Origin of the sequence: uncultured Streptococcus sp., assembly GCF_938036805.1 — a bacterium.
Taxonomy (GTDB): domain Bacteria; phylum Bacillota; class Bacilli; order Lactobacillales; family Streptococcaceae; genus Streptococcus.
Map to the genome: position 1 here is coordinate 1 of NZ_CALHWC010000021.1, position 12,612 is coordinate 12,612.

At 42.0% G+C, this 12,612-nt stretch carries 15 protein-coding genes and 1 pseudogene; 2 read left to right on the plus strand and 14 right to left on the minus strand.

The annotated features are described in order from the left end of the window. Positions 1-13 precede the first annotated feature (13 nt). From Q0191_RS00930 to Q0191_RS00985, 12 genes are all read right to left on the minus strand, one after another. Positions 14-892 carry a F0F1 ATP synthase subunit gamma gene (locus Q0191_RS00930; protein WP_125372930.1) on the minus strand — a complete coding sequence of 293 codons (879 nt, stop codon included), beginning with the start codon at positions 890-892 and terminating at the stop codon, positions 14-16. Between the two features lie 15 nt (positions 893-907). Next, positions 908-2,413, minus strand: a complete 1,506-nt coding sequence (gene atpA, locus Q0191_RS00935) for a F0F1 ATP synthase subunit alpha (protein ID WP_297662988.1) — start codon at positions 2,411-2,413, stop codon at positions 908-910. Between the two features lie 15 nt (positions 2,414-2,428). Continuing rightward, entirely contained in the window at positions 2,429-2,965 is a 537-nt protein-coding gene (locus Q0191_RS00940) for a F0F1 ATP synthase subunit delta (RefSeq protein WP_297662990.1), read from the minus strand. After that, positions 2,965-3,459 (minus strand): F0F1 ATP synthase subunit B, encoded by a 495-nt coding sequence (atpF, locus tag Q0191_RS00945; protein WP_297662992.1) that lies wholly within the window; start codon positions 3,457-3,459, stop codon positions 2,965-2,967. Before atpF ends, Q0191_RS00940 begins: the two co-directional genes overlap by 1 nt. Before the next feature lie 18 nt (positions 3,460-3,477). Beyond that, positions 3,478-4,194 carry a F0F1 ATP synthase subunit A gene (gene atpB, locus Q0191_RS00950; protein WP_297662993.1) on the minus strand — a complete coding sequence of 239 codons (717 nt, stop codon included), beginning with the start codon at positions 4,192-4,194 and terminating at the stop codon, positions 3,478-3,480. Between the two features lie 32 nt (positions 4,195-4,226). Next, positions 4,227-4,427: a F0F1 ATP synthase subunit C gene (locus tag Q0191_RS00955; RefSeq protein ID WP_125381528.1), complete on the minus strand. Its 201-nt coding sequence runs from the start codon at positions 4,425-4,427 to the stop codon at positions 4,227-4,229. A 319-nt stretch (positions 4,428-4,746) separates the two neighbouring features. After that, positions 4,747-6,150, minus strand: coding sequence for a cell wall metabolism sensor histidine kinase WalK (locus Q0191_RS00960; protein WP_297662998.1), 1,404 nt, complete (start codon positions 6,148-6,150; stop codon positions 4,747-4,749). Continuing rightward, complete coding sequence (locus tag Q0191_RS00965) at positions 6,147-6,803, minus strand: response regulator transcription factor (RefSeq protein WP_125372927.1); 657 nt, start codon at positions 6,801-6,803, stop codon at positions 6,147-6,149. Before Q0191_RS00965 ends, Q0191_RS00960 begins: the two co-directional genes overlap by 4 nt. A 21-nt stretch (positions 6,804-6,824) precedes the next feature. Then, positions 6,825-8,042: an ABC transporter permease gene (locus tag Q0191_RS00970; protein ID WP_048764025.1), complete on the minus strand. Its 1,218-nt coding sequence runs from the start codon at positions 8,040-8,042 to the stop codon at positions 6,825-6,827. A gap of 11 nt (positions 8,043-8,053) precedes the next feature. Next, the gene (locus Q0191_RS00975) at positions 8,054-8,728 is read right to left on the minus strand and encodes an ABC transporter ATP-binding protein (protein WP_005589728.1); all 675 of its coding nucleotides are present in this window, start codon (positions 8,726-8,728) and stop codon (positions 8,054-8,056) included. Then, complete coding sequence (locus tag Q0191_RS00980) at positions 8,715-9,980, minus strand: efflux RND transporter periplasmic adaptor subunit (RefSeq protein ID WP_297663004.1); 1,266 nt, start codon at positions 9,978-9,980, stop codon at positions 8,715-8,717. Before Q0191_RS00980 ends, Q0191_RS00975 begins: the two co-directional genes overlap by 14 nt. Positions 9,981-10,008: 28 nt before the next feature. Continuing rightward, positions 10,009-10,275 (minus strand): hypothetical protein, encoded by a 267-nt coding sequence (locus Q0191_RS00985; protein ID WP_005592220.1) that lies wholly within the window; start codon positions 10,273-10,275, stop codon positions 10,009-10,011. Between the two features lie 237 nt (positions 10,276-10,512). Here Q0191_RS00985 and Q0191_RS00990 point away from each other — a divergent pair, with 237 nt between their 5' ends. Continuing rightward, entirely contained in the window at positions 10,513-11,523 is a 1,011-nt protein-coding gene (locus tag Q0191_RS00990) for a lactonase family protein (protein ID WP_297663007.1), read from the plus strand. Between the two features lie 33 nt (positions 11,524-11,556). After that, positions 11,557-11,742, plus strand: a complete 186-nt coding sequence (locus tag Q0191_RS00995) for a hypothetical protein (RefSeq protein ID WP_297663009.1) — start codon at positions 11,557-11,559, stop codon at positions 11,740-11,742. Positions 11,743-11,802: 60 nt separating this feature from the next. Here the strand turns inward: Q0191_RS00995 and Q0191_RS01000 are convergent, their stop codons facing one another. Next, a complete protein-coding gene (locus Q0191_RS01000; protein WP_297663011.1) occupies positions 11,803-12,387 on the minus strand; it encodes a hypothetical protein in 585 nt (194 codons plus the stop codon). 76 nt (positions 12,388-12,463) lie between these two features. Continuing rightward, positions 12,464-12,612, minus strand: a pseudogene (locus tag Q0191_RS01005) (phosphopyruvate hydratase); the annotation flags it as partial.

The following is a 12,612-nucleotide window of genomic DNA, read 5'->3' on the forward strand; positions in this document are numbered from 1 at the left end:
ATTTTCTGTGACACTATTCCAGTGCACTTGCACCCGCCACAATTTCAGTAATTTCCTGCGTGATAGCTGCTTGTCTAGCACGGTTATACTGAATGGTCAAATCATTGATAACTTTTTTAGCGTTATCCGTTGCTGTCTGCATAGCTGTCATACCAGCAGCATTTTCAGCAGTTTTTGCGTCAATAATGGCTCCGTAAATCATACTTTCAGCAAACTGAGGCAAGAGCTGATCTAGAATCGCATTTCGACTGGATTCTAATTCTAGATTGAGGATATAATTCTCATCCGCTTCACTAGGATCCAAATCGACGATTGGCAACATCTGCTCTACCCGCATCTGACTGGTCAGACTGTTGACATGGTGGTTATAACACACATAAAGTTCATCAAAAAGCTCATTCTGATACATTTCAATGGTTTTGGAAATGATTTTCCGAACTTCATCAAAACTCGGATGATTGGCTAAGCCGCGCAATTCATAGATTGGCTGAATGCCCCGTGCTCGGAAGAAATCAGCTCCCATTCCACCGATCGAAATAATGACATAGTCATCCTTTTCGTGGTATTCAGAAATCAATTCCATCATTGATTTGAGGATGGTTGCGTTGTAGCCACCGACCAAACCACGATCAGATGTAATGACGATATAAGCCGTTTTCTGAACCGGTCTGCTCTTGAGCAGTGGATGATGGCTAACATTTTCTGCCTCATGACCATGTAAAAGGTCTGTCAAGAGTTTCCGAACCTTAGAAGCATAGACTTGAAAGTTCTTTGCTGCTTCTTCGGATTTTCCCAACTTAGATGCAGAAACCATCTGCATCGCGTTTGTGATTTGACTGGTGTTTTTTGTGGATGCAATTTTATTTTTGATATCATTTAATGAAACTGCCATCTGACACCTCTATTCTTATTTGAAGTTAGACTGATTAATAAATTCAGTAATAGCGGCGTCCAGCACTTCTTCGCTCGGCAAATCTTTTGTCTGGCGAATGGTTTCATAAATGTCTTCATGATGAGCGTCAAAGTAAGCAAAAATCTCTGCTTCAAATCGAAGAATCTCATCTACTGGTACTGCATCAAGGAAGCCGTGAGTCAACGCATAGAGGATCACAACTTGCTTTTCAACTGGCAGTGGCTCATGAACTGGCTGTTTCAATACTTCTACTGTACGGCGTCCACGGTTCAACTTAGCCTGAGTTGCTGCATCGAGGTCACTACCAAATTTGGTAAAGGCTTCCAGCTCACGATATGAAGCAAGGTCAATACGCAGAGTTCCTGCAACCTTCTTCATAGCCTTGATTTGTGCAGATCCACCTACCCGAGATACAGAAGAACCGGCATCAATGGCTGGGCGAATACCTGCATTAAAGAGGCTATCGCTGAGGAAAATCTGACCATCCGTAATTGAAATTACGTTGGTTGCAATATAAGCTGAGATATCTCCTGCCTGCGTTTCGATGAATGGCAATGCAGTGATTGATCCACCACCAAGCTCATCAGAAACTTTAGCTGAACGTTCAAGCAGACGGCTGTGAAGGTAGAAGACATCCCCTGGGAAGGCTTCACGACCTGGCGGACGGCGAAGCAAGAGAGAAAGTTCACGATAAGCTACCGCTTGTTTTGACAAGTCATCATAAACGATGAGGACGTGCTTGCCATTGTACATAAATTCTTCAGCCATTGCTACACCGGCATAAGGAGCCAAGAAAAGCAATGGAGAAGGCTGAGAGGCTGACGCTGTTACCACGATAGTATAATCCAAGGCTCCATACTGACGGAGAGTTTCCACTTGTGTACGGACAGTAGATTCCTTTTGACCAATGGCAACATAGATACAGATCATATCCTGCCCTTTTTGGTTGAGGATCGCATCGATGGCAATACTAGTTTTACCAGTCTGACGGTCACCGATAATCAATTCCCGCTGACCACGACCAATTGGTACAAGGGCATCAATAGCTTTCAGACCTGTTTGTAATGGCTCAAAAACGGATTTCCGCTCCATAACTCCTGGAGCTGGCGCTTCCACAGGACGCGTTTTAGTCGTAGCAAGCTCACCCAAGCCGTCTACAGGACGACCAAGCGGATCCACGACACGACCAATCAAAGCATCTCCGACAGGAACTTCCATGATTTTACCCGTGCGGCGAATCGTATCGCCCTCACGAATATCTGTAAAATCACCCAAAATAATGATCCCGACATCGGTTGACTCCAAGTTTTGAGCCATACCATAAGAACCATTTTCAAAAATCAAGAGCTCGCCACTCATGGCATTATCAAGACCGTGGGCACGAGCGATTCCATCACCAATATAAGTGACGACCCCAGTTTCTGTGACGTCAAAATTTGGCTGGAAATTTTCAATTTGTTGCTTAATTAAAGCGCTGATTTCTTGTGCGTTAATCGCCAAAATTCACACCACTTTCTATTTCAAATTTTCTTTTACGAGTTGTAATTGACGTTTTATACTTGCATCAATTGTCTTATTATTGGCTGAAATGACGAAGCCACCAATCAGGCTGGTATCCAATTCCTGCTTGAAGGAACGAACCTTGAGGCCCATTTTCTGCTCAAGAATTGGTTTCAATCTGTCTTTTTGACTTTCTGTCAAGGGTTGAACAGATTTAACTGTCACTTCAAATTCATTGCTTTCTTTCTCAATCTGATGCTGAATTTCTACCAACATGTCGTAGAATAAATCTGCCCGATGATTGAGAATAACGACTTCGATAAAGTTATCAATCAGCTGTGAATCTGAGTTTTGGAAAAGTCGAAGAGCCTTCTCCTTCTCTCCCTCATCAACGCCAATATGTGATAAAAAGTCAGCAAGATTTGTTTCCACAAACACAGCCTTAATCTGGCTTAGTTTATCAAAAACATCCTGTTGCTGACCCTTTTCAAATACTAATTGAACAAAAGGCAAGGCATATTTTTCAATTACCGCATAGTGCTTTTTGTCCATTAAGCATCTCCTAATTTATCAATATAACGATCAATGAGCTCGCTGTGTGCCTCTGTATCAAGCTGCTGGCTCAAGATCTTACTTGCGAGACTTACTGTTAGGTCAGCCACATCATTTTTAATGCTGTTCAAGGCTTCTGCCTTGCTTTGTGCAATTTCCTGATTGGCTTTTGCTTTCAAACGTCCAGCTTCTTCAGCTGCATCTGCTATAATTCCAGCCTTATTTTTTTGAGCTGTTTCCTTAGCATGTTCGATAATCGTCGTTGCTTCCTGACGACTTCCTGCTAATTCATTCTCACGTTTTTGCGCGAGTTCCTCAGCCTTTTTGCGGGCTGACTCAGCCCCGTCAATATCATCCGTAATCTTTTTAGAACGTTCTTCTAAGATACTGGTAATATTGCCCCAGGCAAACTTCTTTACTAAAAAAATTAATAAAAGGAAGGAACCAGCGATGAGAATAAAGTCACCAATAATGGTACCAATAGTTAAATCCATCTTCTACTACTCCTCTACTTACTCTTCCTCACCGTTTATTTTTTTACCAATGTACATCGAAGACAACATGGTAAATACATAAGCTTGGATACATGAAATGAAAATCGAAAAGGCCGTCCATAACATGTTTCCGATAAAGGCTGCTGGATACCAATAAAAGGCTTGTTGAGACAAGGTTAAAAGCAAACCTGCCAATACTTCACCAGCAAAAATGTTCCCGTAAATCCGAATCGCTAAGGAAGCAAAATTAGTCACTTCTTCCAAGAGGTTCATCGGGGTCATAAAGCCTGGTGTTGCAAAAGCCTTCAAATATTCCTTAAAGCCTCGACGACGAACCCCTTCTATATGTGCGATCAAGGTGATCATAAAGGAGAGAGATAAGTCGTAGCCGAGGTTAGCCGTTGGGGAAGTCCACAAGTTATAACCGTTTGTTGTTTGGACTTTTGCCATCAACCCAATATTATTGGCCACCAAAATAAACATAAAAAGAGAAAACAAAAATAAAGAATAATTCTTCATATAATGCTCTCCAATGTTACCCTTGGTAAAGCTAATGACAAAATCATAGATCATCTCAAGAGCATTTTGTTTGCCCTTTGGACGAAGGGTCATTTTGCGACTTGCCCAATAGACAAAGGCAAAGACCGTCAAAACAGTTACAAGAGACATAGCAAGTAGGGTCAAATCAAAGGATACTGGTCCAATATCTAAGGTCGGATTTACACTTTCTTCCATAGTTTGACACCTCCTTCTCTAAATAGAGTGGTCTATTTAATGACGAAGGCCATGGCCAAGGTTACAAAGAAGGTACCTTCTACAAAAGCAACACCGAGAATTAAGAGGCTACGTAGTTGATCAATAATTTCAGGTTGACGGGCAGATGCTTTGAAAAGATTACTCATAATCAAACCTTCAGCTAATGAGACGCCAAAGCAGGCAATACAAAGTCCTAAAAATGTTAAATTCATGATGAATTCTCCTTTTATATTTTTTAATTGTACCCCATTAGTTTACTCCTAATAAAGGTAATAGTCAATTATTTTGTGATATTGTAAGCGTTTTTTGCACTTTTTCTTTAAATTTAAAATAAAACTTGAATAGAGGTGCTTTTCAAATATTTATCCTATAAAAATCCAAGCAAAAGAGGCTGGGACAAAAGTCCTAGCCTCTCAATTGTCTTTGGATTGTAGAGCAAGACGCAGTGGTTGAGTGGGCTCTATTACGCTGATTTCATCAGCTTTTACAGCCCTACTCAACTGTGCGGAGGTGGGACGACGAAATCTAATTCTAACGAATTACCGATTTCTGTCCCACTCTCATCTGTTCCGTTTGAGGTAAAAAAATTGTGAAGCGCATCCATCTATTTTCAACTGCTTCAAAGCGATAAGTGAGATGGTGCTTTTCTAAAATTTGCTGCACGATGAAGAGTCCCAGTCCCGTACCGCCATCCTTGCGATTGCGACTGTAGTCTGGTCGATAAAACGGCTGGAAAATCTGCTGAATCTGTGACTCATCCAACACTCGCTCAGCTTCATTTTCTACAATTAATACCCCATCTTCTAAACGAACCAAGATTTCTCCACCTTCCACTGTATAATGAAAGGCATTGTCAATCAGATTTTTAATAGCCTTTAGTAAATAAGTCTTATTACCTCGGACTTTTGCTTCTGAGAGTTGGACATTAAAATGATAGTGCTTGAGGTCCGCCAGAACCTTGTAGGTACTGATATTTGCTTCAAGCAAGTCTTTGAGAGAGAAGATTTCTCGCTCTGTCTCCATGGTCATTTCCAGTTTTGAAATGGCTAGGATAGACTGAACTAAGCCTGACTGCTCTTCCAATATTTCGCGGCACTTCCGCAGGTATTTGTCCCGATCTTTAAAATCGCCCACCCCATAAATCATCCCGTCAATCATTCCCATCATACTGGTGATGGGTGTCTTGAGTTCGTGGGAAGTCATTCGGAGAAATTCTGCCTTTTCGCGCTCGCTTTCTGCGACTTTTTCATTTTCCAAGCGCAGGGCTTCCATACTGGTTAAGAGATTGGCATATAAGTGATTGATATCCTGAGCCAAATCAGCAATCTCGTCATGCCCTTTCACCTGACAGGAAACGTCTGGAAGCAGGCTGGTCATTTGCCGAGTGCTAGAAGAGATATCCTTAATCCGCTGACTGGAGGTCCGACTATAGAGATAGGCGGCAAGCCCACCCAGACTCAGCGACAAAAATAATACAAAGGGATAGAGATTGAGCAAGATCCTACTGGCATCCGAAACGGGTTGCAGGGAATATTCCCCTCGCAGGACTACCTCTTTGCCATCCGACGTCCGAAAACTTTCTGACAGGGTCTTACTCTCATAATTGCTATTGGCAATGGTCGGAACAATGGTCAGCTGGAGAGAGCTTTCTCCATTCGTTTCGAGTGCTGGGTAAAGAATTGTATTGTCTTTTGCCAGCAAGGTGAACCAGATCTGATTGCTTTTTTTGCTATAATTGCTCAAGAGCTCACTGATTTCTTGGCTGGACTTTCCCTTGACCTGCTTGGCTACCTGAGCAAACTCACGCTGGGCTTCTCCCCCCTTGACCTGCTGGTAATAAACCGGCATGGCGAAATAAAGGGTGGATAGAACGATCGTCACAACGACAAAGATGATGAAAGTCGTTAAGAGGAAGTTCTTTTTGACAATCTTCACGTGTCTTCTCCTCCAAGCTGATAGCCCATACCTGTGATGGTTTTCAGAGGAATACCTGGAATCTTCTTACGAATGTTCTTGATGTGATTATCCAGCACACGGCTGTCCAGCTCGCTATAGCCCCAGATGGTATTCATGAGCTGATCGCGGGTCACTAAGTGATCCTTTCTCTTGGCTAGAGCCTGCAAGATTTCGTACTCTTTCTTAGTCAGAGGCATCTTTTCTTCCTGCCAATAAACTGTACAATCATCGACAGAGACTGTCAGTTCACCGACAGTAATCTCTGAAGCAACCGTATTTCGTCGTAGAATATTCTCAATCCGTTTGACTAAGATCAGTGGTGAGAAAGGCTTGGTCACATAGTCGCTGATGAGATGGTTAAAGCTGACTAGCTGAGTGTACTCATCATCTAGTGCTGTCAGGATCATGACCGGAATCTGAGAAGTCTTGCGAATTTCCTTGAGGACATCCAGTCCACTCATGGTTGGCAACATCATGTCTAAAATAACTAAGTCAAAAGACTCTGCTTCAAATTGAAGCAAAGCCTCGCCTCCATCAAAGACTGGTGTAACTGCATAGTTACTTTCTTTTAAAAATTCACAAATGACTTGATTGATCGTAGTATCGTCTTCCACTACTAAAATCTTGTGCATATATGCTTGATTCTCCTTTATTTATTCAAATCGCAGGGCTTCAATTGGATCCAGCTTGGATGCTTTCACAGCCGGCAGGAGCCCAAATACTACTCCTATTATACAACAAAAGAGCAAACTTACAAAGACCGAAAATAGAGATAAAATATATGGGTAGGCCAGAGACTGGGTAATAGCAAAGCCAGAGGCGATACCTGCTACCACACCAATAATTCCTCCCATCAGAGTCAGGATGACCGCTTCGATCAGGAACTGCTTGAGAATGATTTTTCGCCGAGCTCCCAGAGCCTTTTTAATCCCGATTTCACGCGTCCGCTCTGTCACTGATACCAGCATGATATTCATAACCCCAATACCTCCGACTAAGAGGGAGATGCTGGCAATACCCGCTAGCAAGACAAAGTTAGACTGGTTGAGGTTATCCAATTGACGTTCAAATTCTTGCAGATTTAGCACACCAAACATATAGTCTGACTGAGGCATCTGCTGATTGAGGTAATCACTAACTTTCTTAGCCACCTTCTTCAAATCATCGGCTTTGTGGGTCTGAACGGTTACTTCTGGACTGACATTAATGGTGTCAAAAATCCGATGCCATTGTTGCAGAGGAATATAGGCCACCTTTTCCGAACCAGAGGTTAAACCACTCTGCTCAGTAGACTCAAAGACGCCAATAACTTTAAAAGGATTGCCCTTAACTTCTACATACTTACCGATACCGTCTCCCTTAGGAAAGAGGGTATCATAAAGAGACTTTTCTAGATAGGTTACTTGCTCTTGATTTTTGAAGGCTTCAGAGTCAAAGCCCTCCCCTTCCAACAATCGTTGCTGCTTGATGTCAGCTACCGACTGGGAAACTGCCTGAACCTTGCTAGATGACTTCTGACTGAGATAGTAAATTTTTTCGTCCGCCCCATAGGTCATCAAAGCATTTTTAACTCCAGGAATTTCCTTGATTTTGGACAAGACATCCTCTCCCATGAAAGGAATGTAGGAAGGCTTCTGAGCTTGGGATTTTTCTGGAATAGAGGGATCGATGGCGCTTTTCTTGTCGTAGACGACTTTGATGGTATTATTGCTACCACCGATCAGCTGACGCTTGGTATTTTCTGTATTTCCTTCAATGATGGAAAAGATAGCAATAATAGCGCCAATCCCGATGATAATCCCCAGCATGGTCAGCATAGAGCGCATTTTGTGGGACAGGATGGAGTTTAGAGCTACAAAAATATCTTCCATATAGCCCCCTTCTATCCTAATGCCCGAGTCTCTATATTACCGTCCCGCAAGACAACCGTTTGCTTGCAAAGCTGAGCCACTTCCGGCTCGTGGGTAATGATGACAATAGTTTTGCCTTGTTCGTTAAACTGCTTGAACAACTCCATGATCTGAACACTGGTCTTGGTATCCAGCGCTCCAGTCGGCTCGTCTCCCAGAATAAAGCTGGGATTGGTTACCAAGGCACGCGCAATGGCTACCCGTTGCTTTTGACCACCGGACAGCTCCATAGGCTTGAAGTCACTTCTTTCTTCCAGACCGACCAATCGTAGCATTTCTAGGGCGCGCTCGCGTCTCTCTTTTTTAGGAACTTTCATGTAAGTCAGAGGCAGTTCAACATTTTGACAGGCTGTCAGCTTAGGCATGAGGTTGAAATTCTGGAAAACAAAGCCAATCTTCTGATTACGCAAATCAGATAGTTGGTTGTCGGACAGGTCAGAGACGTCAGTCCCTTCGATATGATAAGAACCTGCGCTGGCCTTGTCCAAACAGCCGATAATGTTCATCAAAGTAGACTTACCTGATCCAGACGGCCCCATAATCGCTAGAAAATCCCCCTCTTTCACATGCAAATCAATTCCTTTCAAAATCGGAAATTCCTGACTGCCCTGTTGATAAGATTTGTGGATGTTCTTAAGCTTTAACATTCTGTCCTACCTCCATTCCGTCTTTCATGCCTTCTCTAGGCGTCGAAATGGTATCCTTCATAGTCAGACCTTCTGTAATCTCTACCAAACGGTCAGAGACTTTCTTGGTCTTAACTTCCTTCATTTTTACCTTTTTACCCTCTACCTTCCAGACATAGGTCTTACCATTTTTACTGAAAGTATAGGCCTTGTTGACGACAACCTTGCCGGCTTCAGGAGCGTTTTCCACAACATTGACATAAGAATGGGAGCCTACAAGTGGCATTTCACCGCCTTGGTCCAGCTCGACAGTATAAGGGAACTTGCCTTGGTTGGGATTTTCCTGTTGTTTATTTCCACCATTGCTATTTCCAGTATTTGCAGTTGTCAAGGTGCCGACTTGCGTCACGGTACCACTCCAACGTTTCTTAGGATCCTTGCGGTCCACAACATCTACTCTCTGACCCACATTCAGCTTCTCACGGTCAAATTCACTAACGCTCCCTTTGATCAAAGTTTTGGACTTGTCCATGATTTCGATAAAGGTTTCTTCTTCCTTTTTAGCCTTGGACTGAGTTGGAAGATCTTCGTTCATAGAGGTAATGGTTCCCGCTGTATCAGCCGTCACAGTATCATATTTCATACGGTCTGATTCCGTCTGAGCTGTCACCTGAGCCTTTTCAGCCTCAATCTGAGCATTCGTTACTTCATTGTCAGCAGTCTTTGCGTCACTTAGCGCTTGAGCCAGCTCGTCTTCAGCAGATTTTATCTGATCTAACAAAGACTCATCCTTACTAGAATTGTATTTATTCTTAAGAGTATTGAGATTAGCCAGCTTTCGGTTATAGGTTTCCCATTTGATAGATGCGCTAGTTTGTGCAGCCGTAATGCTATTGGCTTTAGCTTGAGCATCATACTGAGCAGACTGAGCTGTCAATTCCTGAGAGGTCACATAGGAAAAGAGGGGCTGGCCTTGTGTAACAGTATCGCCATTTTTAACGAATACTTCCTTAACTTCACCTTTTGATGGGTCAATTTTGACCTTACTACTATTGTTAGCAACTACTTCTCCAGATAAAACTAGGCTTGTTTTTTTACTGTTATTAACAGCATCTTGGACCGTCAGTGAATCAATCTTATTATCGACCATTTTCATGGCTTGTTGTTGATTAACCTGATGAAGAAGTACATAGCCTCCCAGCCCTGCACAAGCAAGAATGACCGTGCTTCCCAATAGAATGGTTTTACGATTCATTTTTTTTATTTGAAACATATTGCCTCCAACCTACAAGTTCTAACTTTTATTTATCAGTTGATTCAGATTCATCTGTTGGTAATTCTTCTCCATCTGCTGGGATTTGAATCACGTTTCCGTCCGGCATGGTGTACTCTGTCACTTCCTTGCCGTCTACTGTTTTCGTTTTTTGATCAACAGCATCTTTCTTAAAATCTACTTTTTTCCCATCACTAATTTCTTTATTGTCAGCATTCTTAGAACCACATGCAGCTAGGAAGAAGACAGACATTCCGATAAGAGTTACAAGCATAGCGAATTTTTTTACGTTCATTTGATTTCTCCTTTGTTTTAGAAAACAGGAATTTTGAGCTTTCCTGATCGTATTTGTTTTTTTGAACAATTCCATTCTATCAAAGCGGTCTATCCCCTTCCTACCCACCATCTGTTTTTTATCTATTTTTTGATAAAATTTGGAATTCTCCTCTAGATACAGGACTTTTCCTATCCAAACAGCTTCTTAAGTCGTTTTATGGTATAATAGATTGATTTTAAAAAATGAGGTGGAAACATGACTCAAACAGTTTATTTTGGAACATACACCCGACGAGATTCCCAAGGAATTTACAAGGCAGATTTTGACACTGAAAAGGGAGAGCTCTCAAACTTAGAATTAGTAGCCGAAGAACCAAACCCTACTTATCTAGCCTTTGACCAAGCTGGTCATCTGTACACCGTTGGTGCAAAAGACGGACAAGGCGGGATTGCGGCCTATGACCAAAAGAGACATCTTCTCAATCATGTGGTTGAAGAAGGCGCACCGCTTTGCTATGTTGCTGTAGATAACGAAAGAGGACTTGTCTACGGAGCTAACTACCACAAGGGGCAAGTGCTGGTCTACAAGCAGCAAGAAGATGGCAGTCTAAAACTGGCTGATTCAGATACTCATGTCGGGCAAGGACCTCACGCCAATCAAGCCTCTGCCCATGTCCACTATGCTGACTTGACTCCCGATCAATATCTGATTACTTGTGACCTCGGAACAGATCAAGTCACTACCTACGATGTGACGGAAGACGGACAACTGAACAAATTGGCCACCTACACATGTGCTGCTGGAGCCGGGGCACGCCACATTGTCTTTCATAACCACTATAAGATTGCTTACCTTATCTGCGAACTAAATTCTACCATCGAAGTATTGATTTATGATGGTGTTGGTCAGTTTGAACATCTGCAAACCATCTCAACTCTCCCAGAAAGATTTGAAGATTTTAACGGCACTGCAGCCATCCGCCTCTCTGCTGATGGTAAATTCCTCTATGGCTCTAACCGCGGTCATGACTCAATAGCTGTTTATCAAATTCTAGCTGATGGAAGTTTACAGCTCGTTGAAATCACGCCAACAAAGGGCAAAAATCCACGCGATTTCAATATCACACCTGACCAAAACTACCTCATCGCTGTCCACCAAGATTCGGACAATGCAACTGTCTTCAAACGCGATTCTGAAACAGGTCGATTAACAGAAATCTCTCATGATTTCTATGTGCCAGAAGCTGTCTGCGTGACCTTCCAATAATCAAAAAAGAAAATTATCAAAGGAGCATTCAAAATGAATCCAGTAGAATTGTTTAACCAAGTCAAAGAATTAATCGAAAAGAAAGATTTTGATGCAGCTAAGGAGTTTGTCGAAGACCACAAGGATGAGCTGGGCGAATACTTAGATAAGGCTAAAGATTTGGTCGCTAATTCAAAAGGACTCGATGACGTCATCAACAAAGTTAAGTCTCTTTTCTAAAATCTTATTTAAAATAGCTGTTGGAGGTCTGATCCAACAGCTATTTTGATTCATCAAGGTTTATTTGGTCCATTTCCGATGCATAAAATCATGTAATTCTTCCAATCGCTCCCTTGTCAAGGGTTGAGCAAGAAAAACATCCTTATCGGCATCTTTGTCCTTATTAAAATCATGTAAGTCAACCTTTTCATAAACCATCTTATTTGCATAAGCAAGTTGACCATTTACATAAGTCATAATCTCTATATCGCTCTTACTAAAGAATGCTCCATAATAATCTTCTCGAACCACTATTGTCTGCCCTTTTTCCTCAAGATAGGCATAATGGTTCACCGGAACATAAACAGTAAAAAATATCCCAAGAATAGGAGAAAATGCCACTAACAAGGCTCCTAGAGCAAGAGCAGGATAAAGAACCCACCTATATCTTTTGACCAATAAATAGAAAACAAGAAATAAAAAGGGAAAAGCAAACCATGGGCTGAACCGAGGATACCAGAATATACTGGTAATTATAAGAAATAATAGAACTGCCAAAAGCGCCAGAGAGCTTGATTTGCGTTTATAAGCCCAAAAGAGGCCTATAAATAAAACGGTAAGAGCTGGCCACTCTCTGCTTAGGATATACAAAATGAAATAAAACATCCCCAAAGTCTCCCCTTATTTATTAAAAATCCCTTGAGTTAGCCTCAAGGGATTTGCTTCATTCCTTTAGAAGGAATTATTTTTTCAAGTTGTAGAATGATTTCAATCCACGGTATTCAGCAACTTCACCAAGTTGATCTTCGATACGAAGCAATTGGTTGTATTTAGCAATACGGTCTGTACGTGAAAGTGAACCAGTCTTGATTTGTCCTGCGTTAGTTGCAA